This is a genomic window from Mangrovibacter phragmitis, assembly GCF_040429585.1.
In the GTDB taxonomy this organism is placed as follows: Bacteria; Pseudomonadota; Gammaproteobacteria; order Enterobacterales; family Enterobacteriaceae; genus Mangrovibacter; species Mangrovibacter phragmitis.
Genome location: NZ_CP134782.1, coordinates 3,970,407 through 3,987,806 on the forward strand (window position 1 = coordinate 3,970,407; position 17,400 = coordinate 3,987,806).

Below are 17,400 nucleotides of genomic sequence, written 5' to 3' on the forward strand. Positions count from 1 at the left end.
GGCAATGCAAGAAAGTGGGTCATAAAATGAAAACAATTACTGTTGGTTTGATTGGTAATCCCAATTCCGGGAAAACAACATTATTTAACCAATTAACAGGTGCCCGCCAGCGTGTAGGGAATTGGGCGGGCGTAACGGTTGAACGTAAAGAAGGGCTGTTTGCGACACCAGAACATCAGGTCACACTTGTTGACCTGCCTGGTACGTATTCCCTGACCACTATTTCTGCACAAACCTCCCTCGATGAACAAATTGCCTGCCACTACATTCTGAGCGGTGATGCAGATTTACTGATTAACGTTGTTGATGCCAGCAATCTTGAACGCAATCTTTATTTAACATTGCAGCTTCTTGAACTCGGTATTCCTTGTGTTGTCGCCCTGAACATGCTGGATATTGCAGAGAAACAGCACCTGCGTATTGATATTGATGCGCTTTCTGCCCGGCTTGGCTGCCCGGTCGTGCCACTGGTTTCCACTCGTGGGCGGGGTATCGACAACCTGAAACGCGCTCTGGACATTCACCAAAAAAACAGTAAACAAGAGTTCGTTCATTACCCGCAACCCATTATTGACAGCGCGCAACAACTGGCTGAGTCCATGCCCGATACATTACCGGCTGACCACCGCCGCTGGCTGGGCATACAAATGCTGGAAGGGGATATCTATAGCCTTGCCTACGCTGGAGATGCAAGCAACCAACTCAATGCAGTAAAAGCCGGGCTGAGTGAAAAAATTGATGACCCGGCGTTATATATTGCTGACGCGCGTTATCAGACCATTGCCACCATCTGTGAATCAGTCAGTAACAGCATTACTGTTGAGCCGAACAAGCTCACTGCGCAGGTAGATAAAATCGTCCTGAACCGCTTCCTCGGTTTACCCATTTTTCTGTTTGTAATGTACCTGATGTTTCTGCTGGCCATTAACATTGGTGGTGCATTGCAACCTATTTTTGACGCCGGTTCCGTCGCCATCTTTATCCACGGTCTGCAGTGGGTTGGCGCAACGTTACATTTCCCGGACTGGCTGACGTTATTGCTTGCCCAGGGCATTGGCGGTGGGATCAACACCGTATTACCACTGGTACCGCAAATCGGCATGATGTACCTGTTTCTCTCTTTCCTTGAAGATTCGGGTTACATGGCTCGGGCAGCCTTTGTTATGGACCGCCTGATGCAATCTCTGGGGTTGCCTGGTAAGTCATTTGTCCCGCTGATTGTTGGTTTTGGTTGTAACGTACCTTCAGTGATGGGTTCACGTACCCTTGACGCACCCCGTGAGCGGCTGACAACCATCATGATGGCGCCATTTATGTCCTGCGGTGCACGCCTTGCTATATTCGCTGTTTTCTCCGCGGCATTCTTTGGGCAACAAGGGGCATTGATTGTTTTTTCGCTCTACCTGCTGGGCATTGTGATGGCAATACTTACCGGCCTGATGCTGAAGCACACTATTATGCGTGGTGAAGCCACTCCATTTGTCATGGAGTTGCCGGTTTACCACGTCCCGCACCTGAAAAGCCTGTTAATTCAAACCTGGCAACGCCTGAAAGGGTTCGTGATCCGTGCCGGAAAAGTGATTGTTCTGGTGAGTATTTTTATCGGCGCCCTGAACAGTTTCACACTCACCGGGAAAGCGGCAGATAACATTAACGATTCAGCCCTGGCGTCCGTCAGTCGCGTTCTGACTCCGCTGTTGCAACCCATAGGCGTTCACCAGGATAACTGGCAAGCAACTGTAGGGTTGTTTACCGGTGCTATGGCGAAAGAAGTGGTTGTTGGCACACTCAATACGTTGTATACCGCCGAGGATATTCATAATGAAGCGTTTGATCCGGCATCCTTCAACTTATTGAGTGAACTTCAGGGGGCGCTTCAGGATACCTGGAGAAGCCTGAAAGACACATTCAGTCTCAGCGTACTGGCTAACCCCATTGAAGCCAGTAAAGGTGATGGCGAAATGGCGACCGGTGCCATGGGCGTCATGAGCAGTAAGTTTGGTAGTGAGTCTGCGGCATACAGCTACTTAATCTTTGTATTGCTTTACATCCCTTGTATCTCGGTGATGGGCGCCATCGCTCGTGAAGCGGGTCGAGGATGGATGACGTTTTCCATTCTGTGGGGTCTGAACATTGCTTACTCGTTGGCTACGGTGTACTACCAAGTGGTCTCTTTCCACAGCCATCCTCAATACAGTCTGGTCTGTATTCTGGCGGTGGTGCTGTTCAATGTGGTGCTGTTGGGCGCTTTACGCCGTGCGCGTAGTCGGGTGGAAGTACACCTGGTTGCCAAACCAGGCAGTGTCGCTTCCTGTTGCCAGTCTGCAGGCACCAGTGACTGCCACTAAGACATAACAGGAGGCAACCAAGCTATGGCAAGCCTGATTCAGATCCGTGATCTACTGGCGCTGCGAGGTACCATGGATGCCTCGCAGCTCAGCCAGCAACTAGCCACACCGCTTCCACTGGTTAACGCTATGCTGGCCCGTCTGGAAGCGATGGGCAAAGCACAGCGTCGCACAGAAGACACCAGCCACTGCCTGGGCGGAGGGTGCAAAAGCTGCCCGGAGGGTAAAACAGCCTGCCTGAGAGAAGTGTGGAGCCTTAGCCAGCCAGCGTAAGAGAACAAACCCGGTGAACTGCGCCAGTGGGTTTACCGGGCACCTTTCAGGTTACAGGCGTAACCCGCTGGTCAGAGCCAATAATTGTTCACAGAACAAATCAGGGTGAGAAATGAATGGTGCATGTGCGGCTTTTGGGAATACAACCGAAGCACTGCGCTGCCAGCGGCTGTCCAGAATCTGTGCGGCTTTGCGCGGCACCAGCCCATCAAGGTAGCCATAGAGCCGCCAGAATGGTACATCCAGGTTATCCAGTGCTGCTCGCAAATCCACTTGTTCCAGAATAGCCAGCCCACCATTGAGCACCTCTGGTGTCGGGAACGGTTGCGACAACACAACGTCTTTGAGTACCCGTGCATCCTGCCGGGCACTTTCTGTACCCAGTGTCTGTAATGCCAGAAAACGCTCAACGGTTCGCCGGAATTCTTCGCTCAGTTGCTGCTGAAACCCCTGCAACACTGACCCTTTGATGCCAGGCCACCCTTCATGTTCATTCGCCTGAAAACAAGGCGAAGAGGCCACTGTAACCAGAGCGTCCACCCGGGAAGGTGCAGCCAGTGTTACCTGGCTGGCAACCAGCCCGCCAAGGCTCCAGCCCAACCATACTGCGCGTTCGGGTGCCTGTTGTAAAACCACATCAGCCATGTCCTCAAGTTTCATCGCACCATAGCCCTGGCTGCGCCCAAACCCCGGTAAGTCTACCAGGTGCAGGGTAAAATGCGGGCTAAGCTGGGCGGTAATGCCTTGCCAGACAGCCGCATTCAATCCCCATCCGTGCAACAGCACAAGATGTGTTTTTCCTTCACCACATGTTTGCCACCACAAATCCGTCATCGGTTATAGTTCTCTGATTTATCCAGCAAGGAGGCTGTATGCTATCAATCCCCGGACATTGTTGGCTATGCAAAATGCCACTTACTCTGCCTCATTGGGGTTTTTGCTCCTGTTGTACCGCCAGCCTGCCCCGGCCACCTGTTTGTTGCCCGTGCTGTGGTTTGCCCGCCGGGCAGGCAGACTGCCTGTGTGGCCGCTGCCTGCAAAAACCGCCCCCCTGGCAGAGTATGATATTTGTCAGTGATTACTGCCCTCCCCTTGATAAACTCATCCAGCGTTGGAAGTTTCATAATACGCCGGCGCTGAGTGAGGGGCTGGCACGTTTACTGTTCCTGCGTTTACAGGCACAGAAGTACACAACGAACTGGCAATTACCTGACACAATACTCAGTGTGCCGTTATTTCAACGGCGGCACTGGTTACGGGGGTTTAACCAAAGTGACCTGCTGGCCCGCCCGCTGGCACACTGGCTAAAATGTGTCTGGGAACCGGCAGGATTGCAGAGAAGAATTCCGACAGTAACTCAGCACCGGCTTTCAGCGCGGTTACGCAGGCACAATCTCAATAATGCGTTTACGCTTGAAATTCCGGTAAAGCAACGCCACATCGCTATAGTGGATGATGTCGTAACTACTGGCAGCACTGCCGGTGAAATTGCCCGCCAGCTTAACAAAGCTGGTGCTGCAAGCATTCAGATCTGGTGCCTGTGTCGAACCTTGTAGAGCCTCGATGATGGGCGTATAATAACCGACTAAAATAGTCAACTATTAGGCCTTTGTTATGATCCGTATTTCCGATGCTGCGCAAGCACACTTTGCCAAACTGCTGGCAAATCAGGAGGAAGGGACACAGATTCGCGTGTTCGTTATTAATCCCGGCACGCCAAATGCTGAGTGCGGTGTTTCATACTGCCCGCCTGATGCTGTTGAGGCTACGGACACAGCTCTTGTGTTTGAGCAACTGACCGCCTACGTTGATGAACTGAGCGCACCGTACCTGGAAGATGCTGAAATTGATTTCGTTACTGATCAGTTAGGCTCACAGTTAACCCTTAAAGCACCCAACGCGAAAATGCGCAAGGTGGCAGATGACGCACCATTAATTGAACGCGTGGAATACTTCCTGCAGTCCCAGGTCAACCCGCAACTGGCTGGTCATGGCGGGCGCGTTTCCCTGATGGAAATCACTGAAGAAGGTTACGCTATTCTGCAATTTGGTGGTGGCTGTAACGGTTGTTCCATGGTGGATTACACCCTTAAAGAAGGGATTGAGAAACAGCTCTTAGCCGAGTTTACCGAACTTAAAGGTGTGCGTGACCTCACGGAACACCAGCGCGGCGAACACTCGTACTATTAAAAACAGCAGGCGCACTCTTTCTGCCCTGGTGTTTTTGTAAAGGCCTGCGGTTTATAAACCGCAGGCCTTTCTGTTTTCTTCTTTCATCTCCCGATTACTTTTCCCGAAAACATCAGGTGCCAGCCAGGCAAAGCAAAACCGGTTCAGGAATATGCTGCCTGCCTGTTTACGCCATTTTATTATTCAAATAATTTGACAAATACAAGCAAATCCTTCAGCTTTTACTTCTTCCACTCCCAGCCTATTATCACTTCATCGAAGGCGAAAGCCTTTAAAAATACCAAAACCATTAAGGAATACGACCATGAAATCCATCAAATCTTTAGTTGTAGTTACAGCTCTTTCCCTGGCTTCATTTGGCGCATTTGCTGAAACAGTTAGCGCAACAGCATCCACACTCGATGGTGCCGAAGCAAAAATCGCAGTACAGGCAAAACAAGCCGGGGCATCTTCTTACAACATCACAGAAGCATTCAGCGGTAACCAGGTTCATATGACTGCGGAACTGAATAAATAAACCGCAACAGGCCATAATCGCTCTTTGATGTATTGCCATTTACTGCCCATGCCAACACACTTGCTTGAACTCTGACTCTGATTCGGCGACAGTTATCTGTCGCCTTTTTTTGTTTGCCCCCCAGTAACGGCCTTGCAATAAAAAAACGCCCTGTACTACCGGGTACAGGGCGTTGTTTCAGCTTTAGTTCGTCCGGATTATTTATACTGGCCCGCTTTTTTACGCCTGGCAGTTAAATCCTTCAGTAACCGGTTAATATCATCATCCGCAAAGATTGCTTCTATTTCGCGATTCAGTTTGCGCCGCCAGTTGGGATACTGTGTACTGGTGCCAGGGACATTCACTGGCTCTGCCATATCCAACCAGTCTTCCGGTTGTAAACCGAGCAACGCACTGTTTGAGTCAGCAATGTAACGCTGCAATCCCCGGTTAAGAACAGGTGACATATGCATAAGACGCGCCTGCTTTCCGGTACGTTTCGGTACACAACCATACTGGTGCAAACTATTGAGTAACCCTTGTTTCGCCGCTTCACGTTCCTGATATAAACCTTTCAGAATCACCTTGTCAGGATATAACCCTAAAGATTCGCCAAGCGTCAGATCCCCGCATTCCCAGTATCCCCGTAGAGTTGGCAGGTCATGGGTAGTGGCGACAGCCATAGATTGTTCCGGCCAGATATCAGGGGCTTTAAACTGCTTTTCGCTGTCATGCTCAAAATAAAGCACTTTGTACGAATACACTCCACTGCTACGCAGTTTCCCTACAATTTCTGCCGGAACAGTCCCCAGGTCCTCGCCAATCACCATGCACTGGTGGCGCTGGCTTTCCAGTGCCAAAATGGCCAGCAGGTCGTCTACCGGGTAGTGAACATACGCGCCTTTATCTGCCGTTTCGCCATATGGGATCCACCATAAACGCAGTAGCGACATCACATGGTCAATACGCAATGCGCCACAATGCGTCATGTTGGCTCGCAATAAATCAACAAACGGCTCATAGGCGCGCTCAAACATTACATGAGGGTTAATCGGTGGTAATCCCCAGTTTTGCCCGAGAGGGCCCAGAATATCTGGCGGAGCGCCCACAGAAGCCCGCAGGCTGTACAGTGCACGATCACTCCAGGTTTCGGCTCCACCTTCTGCCACGCCAACAGCCAAATCACGATACAGCCCCACTGGCATTTCCGCTTTCAGGCACTCGTCCCAGCAAGCCGAGAACTGTGTGGCTGCCAGCCATTGTAACCACATCCAAAAGCGGACCTCCTGAGCATTTTCTTCACAAAACGCCAGGACGACAGCGCTTTGCGGATCACGCCAGGCTTCAGGCCAGGCCGGCCACCCCCAATGCTGAGCATCTTGCGCCAGCAAATGGTGATGCACTGCATCATAAGCGCCTTGCCAGTAAAGGCTCTCTCCACCATCACGCACAAAGGCATCAAACAATGCAACCGTATCATCATCATGAGGCCGGGCGCAGAAGGTATCCCAGGCCAGGCGCAATGCAGCAATTTTAAGTTCCGTTACCGTGGTGTAATCCACCCGCCCGGCACTTCTGGCCTGGGCTATCGCTTGCTGTGTCGTCTTTTTTTCCCACCAGTGTTGCGCGGCATCGCTGGCAGCAAAATCAGCCACAGCGGGAACATCAATATATAAAACATTCAGCCAGCGACGTGATGACGGACTGTACGGGCTGGCACTTTCAGGAATCGCCGGGTACAGCGCATGAACCGGGTTCAGGCCAATAAAAGCCCCACCCCGTGCGGCAATTTCTGGCAGCATACGTTTCAGGTCACCAAAATCACCGATACCCCAGTTGGTTGCTGAGCGCAATGTGTACAACTGTACGCAAGCCCCCCAGAGCTTCTCCCCTTGTAAGAGGGCTGCAGGTTCATAACAACGAGGCGGTGCAACAATCACCTGGCAGTGCCAGCGCTGTTCATCCTGAGTGAGAGTCAGTGAGTGATATCCGGGTTGCAGGCTAACAGGCAAACGCATGGGCTTGCCGCCCTGGATTGTGCCATGGTGTAATTCGCCAGTTTCTGTTGTCAGCAACCACTGGAAACGACCTTCCCCTTTTACAGGCACAGACAGGCGTTTACCAGAAACCAGCACATGTACAGGAGGTACTACGCGCTGGCTGTGTTGGTATGCCAGTGCCGGAGCATCACCCATTGCCGCCAGCAACTGCTGGCGGGTGTCCATACCAATGCTTTCAGGTTTACCATGCGCATTGATATAACTCGATGCGATCCCCGCTTCCAGGGCGGCCTGTTCAAGACGTTTTTTGTCCATCATCCTTTCACCTACCTTGATGTCCTTAGCGCTTTGCCTGCCAAATACGAGCCTGGTAATCGCGAATAGAACGGTCCGAACTGAACATACCGCAACGTGCTGTATTCAGAATCGCCGCACGCGTCCAGGCTTCCTGATCGCGGTACAGTTCATCGACCTGTTTCTGTGCTTCAACATAAGCATGAAAATCTGCCATGACCAGATATGGGTCGCCTCCCTGTTTCCCCAAACTGTGCAGCATTTGGTCGAACGCATGTTTATCGCCGTTGCTGTATTTACCCTGTTCCAGCTCTTTCATAACGGCATCCAGCAGTTTGTCTTTTTTACGCCATTTTTGCGGTTCATAACCAGCGGCTTTCAGCGCTTTCACTTGTTCCACGGTATGGCCAAAAATAAAGATATTCTCCGCACCAACCTTCTCAGCAATTTCAACATTCGCGCCGTCCAGCGTGCCGACAGTCAGTGCACCATTCAGCGCCAGCTTCATATTCCCGGTACCTGAAGCCTCTTTCCCGGCCGTTGAGATTTGCTCGGAGACATCTGCTGCCGGGATCATTACTTCTGCAGCAGACACACAGTAATCTGGCAGGAAGACAACTTTCAGTTTGTCGCCAATCGCCGGGTCAGCGTTGATAACCTCAGCCACCTTGTTAATGGCAAAGATAATATTTTTAGCCAGGTAATAGCCAGGTGCGGCTTTTGCCCCAAACAAGAATACGCGTGGAACTCTGTCTGCTTTCGGGTTTTCGCGAATCTCTTTGTAAAGCGCCAGAATATGTAACAGATTCAAATGCTGGCGCTTATATTCGTGCAGACGTTTAATTTGAATATCAAACAAAGCATTGGGGTTGATCTCAATCCCGGTACGTTGCTTAACAAACTCCGCCAGGCGAACTTTGTTCTGCTGTTTAATTTCCCGGTAAGCTTTGCGGAATTTGGCATCGTCAGCATATTTTTCGATACCTTCGAGGACATCCAGGTCGTTTGCCCACTCTTTTTTCAATGTCTTATCTAACAATGCAGCCAGAGCCGGATTGCACTGCTTTATCCAACGACGGGGAGTAATGCCGTTGGTCACATTATGGAACTTGTTCGGCCATAACTGGTGGTATTCCGGGAACAGATCCTTCACAACCAGCTCAGAGTGCAGTGCCGCCACACCATTTACTGCGAAGCCACTTACCACGCACAGATTCGCCATACGTACCTGGTTATCATGTACCACAGCGAGTTTCGCCCACACGGCGCCATCGCCCGGCCAGGTCGCTTCAACCAGCTTCTTAAAGCGGGCATTAATCTCTTTGATTAATTGCATATGGCGTGGCAGCAATGTTCTTACTAAGCGCTCATCCCAGCACTCCAGTGCTTCAGGCATCAGGGTATGGTTGGTGTAAGCAAAAGTGCGGCTGGTAATCGCCCAGGCGTCATCCCAGCTCAACTGGTGTTCATCAATCAACACTCGCAGTAATTCCGGAATGGCTATCGTAGGGTGAGTGTCGTTCAACTGAATCACTTCAAAATCAGGTAATTGTGCCAGTTTTCGGCCAGCCTGGTGGTGGCGACGCAAAATATCAGCAACGGAACAGGCACACTGGAAATATTGCTGCATCAGGCGCAGCTTTTTCCCCGCCAGATGGTTGTCATTGGGATACAGCACTTTGGTCAGTTTTTCTGCATCAATACCCTGTTTCTCGGCACGCAGAAAATCACCGTCGTTAAACTTGCCCAAATCGAAAGGATGAGCGTGTTTCGCCTGCCATAAACGCAAAGGTTGCGAAACGCCATTTCGGTAACCAATAACCGGTAAGTCCCAGGCTTCCCCTTGCATTACAAAAGCGGGTTCCCAGTGCGGTTTACCCTCGACAGTCACCACTTTACCACCGATGCCAACCTGCACATCCAGGGCACTGTTATGGCGGAACCATGGGTAACTGCCACGCAACCAGTCATCCGGGGCTTCATGCTGCTGACCATCAACAAACGACTGGCGGAATAAGCCGTACTGGTAATTCAGGCCATAACCGGTTGCAGACTGCCCAACGGTTGCCATGGAATCCAGGAAACAGGCGGCAAGCCGCCCCAATCCACCATTTCCCAGCGCCGGGTCGGTTTCTTGCTCAAGTAAATCACTCAGCACAATGTTGTAATCGGCCAGCGTATCACTCACCAACTGATACCAACCCATATTCAATAAGTTATTACCTGTCAGGCGGCCAATCAGAAATTCCATTGAGATGTAGTTTACATGGCGTTGTTTTTTTTCTGGCTTTGCCAGAGGCTGTGCTGCCAAAAGTTCCGCCAGCGCCCCGCTAACAGCCTGCCACCACTGGTGTTGCGTCATTTCTGCGGCAGCATGTAATCCAAAATGCTGCCACTGACGTGTCAGGGCAGCCTGAAATTGTGCTTTATCGAATGTAGGCTGTGACATAGGTAATCGGTGTCCTTCAAGTAATTAGACAAAGTTTACATTAGTGTGCCTGGGCCCCCCGGCTGATACCTCATCCCGCCTTGGATTAGGCAGGGAGGAGTAGCGGGGAGTAGGAGAAACTGTGATCCATGACACTCAAATTAGCCGTAAACCACGTAAAAGCATAATGTGAAATTTTAATGAAACAGGTGAAACTTCAAACGATGAAACACTTTAATTAATTGAAATAATTACTATTAGATGCAAATAAAGACAGACACACTATCTGTGCGTTATGTAGAAATAAAACTAAACCCTTTGTTTTTACTTGAAAGAGAAGAATGGTGTGGAGGTCAAAGGAGTGAAACAAAGGAGGACGACTAACCCTGGCTACGCCCCCAAATCATCCAATAAGTTTCAGAAATGTGACCAGGTGCACCTTTAAAGGTCTTTTATACGGGGTTAACTTGCATTAAAGACTAATCTGTCCGAATTTATCTTAAGAATTAATTACGAAGCGCGAAAAAATTCGTAATCCCGTAGTTTCGACACAGTGAAGTGAATGACTATGTTAATTCCATCCAAACTTAGCCGTCCGGTGAGGCTCGACAATACAGTCGTGCGCGATCGCCTGTTGGCAAAATTATCCTCGGCCAAAAATTACCGTCTGGTTCTGGTTACCAGCCCGGCAGGCTACGGAAAAACAACACTGGTTGCCCAATGGGCCGCCAGCCAACCCCATTTAGGCTGGTTTTCACTGGATGAAGGAGATAACCAGCCTGAGCGTTTTGCCAGTTACCTGATAGCCGCTATTCAGCAGGCCACCGGCAAGCATTGCGTCACCACCGAAATGATGGTGCAGAAAAGGCAGTATGCCAGCCTGATTTCACTGTTTGGGCAACTGTTTATTGAACTGGCTGAATGCCAGCATGCTTTCAAGTTAGTCATTGATGACTATCACCTCATCACCAACCCGGTGATCCATGACGCCATGCGTTTTTTCCTGCGCCACCAGCCCGATAATCTCACGCTGGTCGTTCTGTCCCGTAATCTGCCACAGTTAGGGATAGCCAATCTGCGCGTTCGGGATCAACTACTGGAAGTAGGCAGTCATCAACTGGCCTTTACCCAGCGGGAAACAAAACAATTTTTTGACTGCCGGTTAAGTTCACCTCTGGATGAGCAGGAAAGCTACCAGATCTGTGAAGATGTCGCCGGTTGGGTTACAGCATTACAGCTAATCGCCTTGTCCGCCCGGCAAAAAAATACCGCTACTCAACACTCTGCCCGCCGGTTGGCCGGCATCAACGCCAGCCATTTATCGGATTACCTGGTTGATGAAGTGCTTGATACTGTTACACCAGCAACGCGCCTGTTCCTGCTGAAAACGTCTTTATTGCGTTCAATGAATGATGCGTTAATAGTGCGAGTGACAGGAGAAGAAAACGGGCAAATGTGGCTGGAGGATCTGGAGCGCCAGGGGTTGTTCATACAGCGTATGGATGACGACGGTGAGTGGTTCAACTACCATCCACTATTTGGCAATTTCCTGCGCCAGCGTTGCCAGTGGGAAATGGCAACTGAATTGCCAGCCATTCACCGGGCAGCCGCAGAAGGCTGGATGGCACAGGGCTACCCTGCTGAAGCTATCCACCACGGTGTGGCGGCGGGCGATACCGCTTTATTGCGTGATATCCTGCATCAGCACGCCTGGGATTTATTTAACCAGAGCGAACTGGCGCTGTTGGAAGAATCCCTCAACGCTCTGCCCTGGGCTGTATTGTTAGATAACCCACGCCTGCTTTTACTGAAAGCCTGGCTGATGCAAAGCCAGCACCGTTTTCAGGAGGTTAACACCCTGCTGGCCCGTGCAGAAGAAGAGATGACGCGTGAGCCGGATGAATCGCTACATGGTGAGTTCAACGCTCTGAGGGCACAGGTAGCTATCAACGCTGGTAACCCGGAAGAAGCAGAACGCCTTGCGATGCTGGCGCTGGAAACTTTGCCGTTCTCCAGTTTTTACGGGCGCATTGTCGCCACCTCTGTACATGGGGAAGTGCTGCACTGCAAAGGCGAACTGAACCACTCACTGGCCTTAATGCAACAAACTGAGCAGATGGCGCAAGTCAATGAAGTCTGGCACTACGTGTTGTGGAGCCAAATTCAACAAAGCGAAATTTTATTTGCCCAGGGATTCCTGCAGTCTGCATGGGAAATTCAGGAAAAAGCCTTCCAGCTGATTCAGGCTCAGCACCTGGAACAATTACCACTACATGAATTTTTGCTACGTATCCGCTCGCAGTTACTTTGGGCGTGGGCCCGGCTGGATGAATCCGAAGCGGCAGCCCGCCAGGGGATGGATGTGCTGGTTAACTATCAGCCACAGCAGCAACTTCAGTGTCTGTCATTAGTGATTCAAAACTCACTGGCCCGGGGCGATTTAGATAATGCACGCGGTTTACTCAACCGCCTGGAAAACTTGCTGGGCAACGGTTCCTATCACATCGACTGGGTCAGCAATGCCGACAAAGTACGCGTCATTTACTGGCAAATGAATAATGATAAGCAGGCGGCAGAAAACTGGTTACGCCAGACTCCGCGCCCGGCGACAGTGAGCAATCATTTCCTGCAAAGCCAGTGGCGTAACATTGCCCGGGCTCAAATTCTGCTGGAAGAGTTTGGCACGGCAGAAACGATTCTGGAAGAGCTGAACGAGAACGCGCGGCGACTTCACCTGATGAGTGATTTGAACCGTAACTTGTTACTGCTCAACCAACTTTACTGGCAGGCAGACCGTAAGAGCGATGCCCTTCAGGTACTGGTTGAAGCGCTTTCCCTGGCAAACCGTACCGGCTTTATCAGCCACTTTGTTATTGAAGGTGAGCCAATGGCGCAACAGTTACGCCAGTTAATCCAACTGGCAACGTTGCCAGAACTGGAGCAACATCGCGCGCAACGCATTCTCAAAGAGATAAACCAGCATCACCGGCATAAATTTGCTCACTTTGATGAAAGTTTTGTACACCGCTTGTTGAACCACCCGGATGTACCGGAATTAATCCGTACCAGCCCGCTAACGCAACGCGAATGGCAGGTGCTTGGGTTGATTTACTCTGGCTACAGTAACGACCAGATAGCCGGAGAACTGGATGTCGCCGCAACCACAATCAAAACCCACATTCGTAACCTGTACCAGAAAATGGGTGTGGCGCACCGCCGGGAAGCCGTACAACAGGCACAGGAATTATTAAAAATGATGGGGTACGGCGTGTAAGCCTTGTGTTTACCAGCCTGGCTAAGAACCGGCCAGGCTGGCCGGGTTTAGCATAACTCTAACTGCACGTTATTTTCGGCAATCACCTGCATGACACTGGCTGGTGGCATAATGTCCGTATACAACGCATCGACCAGGCCAATACTACCCAGATTAACCATGGCATTACGGCCAAATTTCGTGTGATCCACCACTAACATCACATGGCGTGAATTATCAATTATTGCCCGTTTGGTGCGTACTTCGTGGTAGTCAAACTCCAGTAAAGAGCCATCACTGTCGATGCCACTAATCCCCAGGATGCCGAAATCCAGGCGAAACTGTGAAATAAAATCCAGCGTTGCTTCGCCAATAATCCCACCATCGCGGCTGCGTAACTCACCACCCGCCAGGATTATCCGAAAATCATCTTTTACCATCAGGGTGTTTGCCACATTCAGGTTATTGGTCACCACCCGCAAATGGTTGTGGTCTAACAAGGCATGAGCGACGGCTTCCGGTGTAGTGCCAATATCAATGAACAGCGTGGCCCCATCAGGGATCTGGCTGGCAACTTTTTGCGCAATACGCGCTTTCTCTGAAGCCAGCGTCGCACGCCGGTCGTGCCATGACGTGTTGACTGAGCTTGATGGAATAGCAGCACCACCATGGTGGCGCATAATTATATTCTGGTCAGCCAGGTCATTCAGGTCACGACGAATAGTCTGCGGACTAACAGAAAAATGTTCCACCAACTCTTCGGTACTGACATAACCTTGCTTTTTGACCAGTTCAATAATGGCATCATGCCGCTGTGTTTGCTTCACCCTGCTCTCCTGTTGTTATTGTTTGCGTCACAAGAGCCGCTTTGCGACCAAAGCGGTTATGCGCGTTTTCGCGTCTGGCTGCTGTCAACCAGCGCCATAGCCAACCCTACCAGCAAACCAGTCAGGTGTGCGCTATTGGCAATGGACATCCCCATAACATTAAACCAGCCAATCACCAGCCAGAGCAGTGCAAACACCATCAACCCACGGGGTAACATCACACCGCAAGCTGGATCACGTTCGCCCCGCAACCACACATAGCCCATTAAGGCATATACCACTCCCGACAAACCACCAAACCATGGCCCACCAAAATAGTGCTGCATAAAGCCACTGAGTAAGGCGGAAATCAGGGTGATAGTTAGCAATTTACCACTGCCAAGGCGCTTTTCGACCGGGCCGCCCAAATACCACCACCACACCAGGTTAAATGCGATATGTAGCAGCGAAAAGTGCAACAGGATATGCGAAAAATAACGCCATACCTGGAATTTGAGCGAGGGATCAAATGGCCAGGCCAGCCACAGCATTACCTGCTGATCACCGACTATCTGCATCAAAATATATACGGCCACACACAAGACCAGCATACCCAGTGTCAATGGGCCTGCTTTGCTGCGTAGTGTCGCAAAAAAAGGATAACGGCGATAATGCAACCCACTACCAGTATGGCCTGTGGACCAACTGGCGGCGAGATAACGAGGATCATTGGGGTTTGCCAGGAAGTGTTCCAGCGCTTCTCTGACTTGCGACTCCTGACTTTCATCCTCCAGCCAGATATCTATATTCACCCGGTGTTGCAAGCTCAGGTGTACACCCTGAGTTGCCATGTAATCAACAAACGCCTGAGCCATACGCGGGTTTTCAAATGAGGCAACCATCAACATAGGGTAACAACCTGCTTATCCATAATAGTCATAGCAGTATACTGGTTAAATGATATTGGCAAAAATTACTCTTCACCCTGAGCGACTTCAGTCGGGAACTGGCGATGCCAGGCCTCAAAACCACCATCAATGCTGTAAACCTCATCATAGCCTTGTTGCAGCAGGTACTGCGCCGCACCTTTGCTGCTGTTGCCGTGATAACACATCACCAATACGGGTGTATCAAAATCCGTATTCTGCATAAATGTCGGTAAAGATGCATTGGTCAGGTGAAACGCACCGGGGGTATGCGCCAGGGTATAACTTTGTGGATCACGAATATCCACTAACACCGCACCATCAAGGTGTAATTTCTGGTGGGCCTGTTCAACATTGATACATTCAAAGTTATCCATTATCTGCGCTTACTCTTTTCTGTATAGGGGATAAAACCCGTTTCCTGGTAAGGAACATGGGGCCTGATTCTCTGGCTCCCAGTGTACGTGGCTGCGCGTTAATGCGCCATTGTGTTATGCATATCACGCGAAATTGTTTTTTTCTTGTTACCAAAAGCGCGTTCTCTTGCTATTATGAGCGATATCGAACATTTTTGAGCTTTAACGAAAATGCGTGGGGGCATAATGGAAACCAAAGATCTGATTGTGATTGGTGGTGGCATCAATGGTGCTGGCATCGCTGTAGACGCTGCCGGGAGAGGCTTGTCTGTACTGTTATTAGAAGCTCAGGACTTAGCCTGCGCCACATCATCGGCCAGTTCAAAACTGATTCATGGCGGGCTGAGATACCTTGAACACTACGAATTCCGTCTGGTCAGTGAAGCACTGGCTGAACGTGAAGTGCTGTTAAAAATGGCACCGCACATCGCCTTCCCTATGCGCTTCCGCTTACCTCACCGCCCGCATTTGCGTCCGGCCTGGATGATCCGCATTGGTCTGTTTATGTATGATCACCTGGGTAAACGCACCAGTCTGCCAGGTTCTGGCGGTTTGCGTTTTGGTGCAGACTCCGTGCTTAAACCTGAGATTGTGCGCGGTTTCGAATATTCCGACTGCTGGGTGGATGATGCAAGGCTTGTGCTGGCTAACGCACAAATGGTGGAAGAAAAAGGGGGACAGGTTCTCACCCGCACTCGTGTCACCTCTGCACGCCGCGAAAATGGCTTGTGGGTGGTTGAAGCTGAAGACACTGATACCGGCAAGCGCCATACCTGGCAAGCGCGTGGGCTGGTCAATGCAACCGGTCCCTGGGTGAAACATTTCTTTGATGACGGCTTACACTTACCATCACCTTACGGAATCCGCTTAATCAAAGGCAGCCATATAGTGGTGCCCCGTGTACATACACAAAAGCAGGCCTATATTCTGCAAAACGAAGACAAACGCATTGTGTTTGTTATTCCCTGGATGGATGAGTTTTCTATTATTGGTACTACTGATGTTGAATATAAAGGCGACCCTAAAAGCGTTCAGATTGACGACAACGAAATTCGCTACTTGCTGAATGCCTATAACGAACACTTTAAAAAGACACTCACACAAGAAGATATTGTCTGGAGTTATTCAGGGGTACGTCCGTTGTGTGATGATGAATCTGATTCACCACAAGCCATTACGCGTGATTACACGCTGGATATTCACGACGAGCAAGGCAAAGCGCCGTTGCTATCGGTATTTGGTGGCAAACTGACTACTTACCGGAAACTGGGCGAACACGCAATGGATAAGCTCAGCCACTATTACCCCAATATTAAACCCGCCTGGACCAAAGGCGCAGTCCTGCCTGGCGGCCATTTCTCTGGTGACCGGGATGATTATGCAGCGCAGTTACGGCGTAAATTCAGTTTCCTGACTGAATCCCTCGCCCGCCATCTCGCCCGCACATATGGCAGCAACAGTGAGAAAATCATTGGTAATGCCAGCAGCGTGGCAGATTTAGGTGAAGATTTTGGCCATGAGTTTTATGAGGCTGAACTGCATTATTTGGTCGCTCACGAGTGGGTACGTGAACTGGACGATGCTATCTGGCGCCGTACCAAACAAGGTATGTGGTTAACTGAAGCCCAACAAGCCCGTGTTGCACAGTGGTTGTCTGAGCACCAACAATCGTCAGACAGCAGGCTTTCACTGGCATCCTGATTGCTTCCCTGATGTTCAGGCACTTTCCCCCACATAAAAGTGCCTGAACATAGCTATTCACCATAATTATTTCCCTGAAAAACCATATTTCCCAACCAACGGATGTGTTGTTCATACCTGACTACATAAGTTAATTGCTGAGCACACCGCAACCTCGTCAGTAAGAGCCGTTTCGACAACCAAAAAATATTAAGATTTTTCTGCTTTTTGATTCTAATTTTCTGAGTAGCATGCGATGCTTAACTCATTGACCTATCAGCAATACTCCA

The 17,400-nt window shown here is 50.3% G+C and carries 13 protein-coding genes; 7 read left to right on the top strand and 6 right to left on the bottom strand.

All coding sequences use genetic code 11. From position 1 onward, the window contains the following. The first annotated feature begins 26 nt into the window (after window positions 1-26). Together feoB and feoC are read left to right on the top strand one after the other, a co-directional pair. Window positions 27-2,348: a Fe(2+) transporter permease subunit FeoB gene (gene feoB, locus MPHASIOC01_RS19360; RefSeq protein ID WP_064597938.1), complete on the top strand. Its 2,322-nt coding sequence runs from the start codon at window positions 27-29 to the stop codon at window positions 2,346-2,348. 24 nt (window positions 2,349-2,372) lie between these two features. Continuing rightward, the gene (gene feoC / locus MPHASIOC01_RS19365; protein WP_064597936.1) at window positions 2,373-2,621 is read left to right on the top strand and encodes a [Fe-S]-dependent transcriptional repressor FeoC; all 249 of its coding nucleotides are present in this window, start codon (window positions 2,373-2,375) and stop codon (window positions 2,619-2,621) included. Between the two features lie 51 nt (window positions 2,622-2,672). On the opposite strand, the gene bioH is transcribed toward feoC, so the two are convergent. Continuing rightward, a complete protein-coding gene (bioH, locus tag MPHASIOC01_RS19370) occupies window positions 2,673-3,455 on the bottom strand; it encodes a pimeloyl-ACP methyl ester esterase BioH (protein ID WP_064597934.1) in 783 nt (260 codons plus the stop codon). A gap of 38 nt (window positions 3,456-3,493) precedes the next feature. Here bioH and gntX point away from each other — a divergent pair, with 38 nt between their 5' ends. From gntX to MPHASIOC01_RS19385, 3 genes are all read left to right on the top strand, one after another. Further along, window positions 3,494-4,177: a DNA utilization protein GntX gene (gntX, locus tag MPHASIOC01_RS19375; protein WP_074388800.1), complete on the top strand. Its 684-nt coding sequence runs from the start codon at window positions 3,494-3,496 to the stop codon at window positions 4,175-4,177. Between the two features lie 58 nt (window positions 4,178-4,235). Then, window positions 4,236-4,811 carry a Fe-S biogenesis protein NfuA gene (gene nfuA / locus MPHASIOC01_RS19380; RefSeq protein WP_064597930.1) on the top strand — a complete coding sequence of 192 codons (576 nt, stop codon included), beginning with the start codon at window positions 4,236-4,238 and terminating at the stop codon, window positions 4,809-4,811. A gap of 304 nt (window positions 4,812-5,115) precedes the next feature. Next, the gene (locus MPHASIOC01_RS19385; RefSeq protein ID WP_353613091.1) at window positions 5,116-5,328 is read left to right on the top strand and encodes a DUF1471 domain-containing protein; all 213 of its coding nucleotides are present in this window, start codon (window positions 5,116-5,118) and stop codon (window positions 5,326-5,328) included. Window positions 5,329-5,525: 197 nt separating this feature from the next. Here the strand turns inward: MPHASIOC01_RS19385 and malQ are convergent, their stop codons facing one another. Beyond that, entirely contained in the window at window positions 5,526-7,622 is a 2,097-nt protein-coding gene (malQ, locus tag MPHASIOC01_RS19390) for a 4-alpha-glucanotransferase (protein WP_064598074.1), read from the bottom strand. 25 nt (window positions 7,623-7,647) lie between these two features. After that, window positions 7,648-10,050, bottom strand: a complete 2,403-nt coding sequence (gene malP, locus MPHASIOC01_RS19395) for a maltodextrin phosphorylase (RefSeq protein ID WP_064597926.1) — start codon at window positions 10,048-10,050, stop codon at window positions 7,648-7,650. Window positions 10,051-10,597: 547 nt separating this feature from the next. Here malP and malT point away from each other — a divergent pair. Further along, window positions 10,598-13,303, top strand: a complete 2,706-nt coding sequence (gene malT, locus MPHASIOC01_RS19400) for an HTH-type transcriptional regulator MalT (RefSeq protein ID WP_064597924.1) — start codon at window positions 10,598-10,600, stop codon at window positions 13,301-13,303. 47 nt (window positions 13,304-13,350) lie between these two features. On the opposite strand, the gene MPHASIOC01_RS19405 is transcribed toward malT, so the two are convergent. The 3 genes from MPHASIOC01_RS19405 to glpE form a co-directional block, all read right to left on the bottom strand. Beyond that, a complete protein-coding gene (locus MPHASIOC01_RS19405) occupies window positions 13,351-14,109 on the bottom strand; it encodes a DeoR/GlpR family transcriptional regulator (RefSeq protein WP_064597922.1) in 759 nt (252 codons plus the stop codon). Window positions 14,110-14,165: 56 nt separating this feature from the next. Further along, window positions 14,166-14,996 carry a rhomboid family intramembrane serine protease GlpG gene (glpG, locus tag MPHASIOC01_RS19410; RefSeq protein WP_064597920.1) on the bottom strand — a complete coding sequence of 277 codons (831 nt, stop codon included), beginning with the start codon at window positions 14,994-14,996 and terminating at the stop codon, window positions 14,166-14,168. Between the two features lie 65 nt (window positions 14,997-15,061). Further along, a complete protein-coding gene (gene glpE / locus MPHASIOC01_RS19415) occupies window positions 15,062-15,391 on the bottom strand; it encodes a thiosulfate sulfurtransferase GlpE (RefSeq protein WP_064597918.1) in 330 nt (109 codons plus the stop codon). A 225-nt stretch (window positions 15,392-15,616) separates the two neighbouring features. On the opposite strand from glpE, the gene glpD reads away from it, so the two are divergent. Further along, window positions 15,617-17,131 carry a glycerol-3-phosphate dehydrogenase gene (gene glpD, locus MPHASIOC01_RS19420; protein WP_064597916.1) on the top strand — a complete coding sequence of 505 codons (1,515 nt, stop codon included), beginning with the start codon at window positions 15,617-15,619 and terminating at the stop codon, window positions 17,129-17,131. Window positions 17,132-17,400: the final 269 nt, after the last annotated feature.

Excerpts from the sequence above, each read along its gene's own strand:
- MPHASIOC01_RS19385 (WP_353613091.1), top strand. The coding sequence starts at position 5,116 with ATGAAATCCATCAAATCTTTAGTTGTAGTTACAGCTCTTTCCCTGGCT.
- malT (WP_064597924.1), top strand. The coding sequence starts at position 10,598 with ATGTTAATTCCATCCAAACTTAGCCGTCCGGTGAGGCTCGACAATACA.
- malQ (WP_064598074.1), bottom strand. The coding sequence starts at position 7,622 with ATGGACAAAAAACGTCTTGAACAGGCCGCCCTGGAAGCGGGGATCGCA.
- bioH (WP_064597934.1), bottom strand. The coding sequence starts at position 3,455 with ATGACGGATTTGTGGTGGCAAACATGTGGTGAAGGAAAAACACATCTT.
- nfuA (WP_064597930.1), top strand. The coding sequence starts at position 4,236 with ATGATCCGTATTTCCGATGCTGCGCAAGCACACTTTGCCAAACTGCTG.
- glpD (WP_064597916.1), top strand. The coding sequence starts at position 15,617 with ATGGAAACCAAAGATCTGATTGTGATTGGTGGTGGCATCAATGGTGCT.
- feoB (WP_064597938.1), top strand. The coding sequence starts at position 27 with ATGAAAACAATTACTGTTGGTTTGATTGGTAATCCCAATTCCGGGAAA.
- glpG (WP_064597920.1), bottom strand. The coding sequence starts at position 14,996 with ATGTTGATGGTTGCCTCATTTGAAAACCCGCGTATGGCTCAGGCGTTT.
- glpE (WP_064597918.1), bottom strand. The coding sequence starts at position 15,391 with ATGGATAACTTTGAATGTATCAATGTTGAACAGGCCCACCAGAAATTA.
- malP (WP_064597926.1), bottom strand. The coding sequence starts at position 10,050 with ATGTCACAGCCTACATTCGATAAAGCACAATTTCAGGCTGCCCTGACA.
- gntX (WP_074388800.1), top strand. The coding sequence starts at position 3,494 with ATGCTATCAATCCCCGGACATTGTTGGCTATGCAAAATGCCACTTACT.
- feoC (WP_064597936.1), top strand. The coding sequence starts at position 2,373 with ATGGCAAGCCTGATTCAGATCCGTGATCTACTGGCGCTGCGAGGTACC.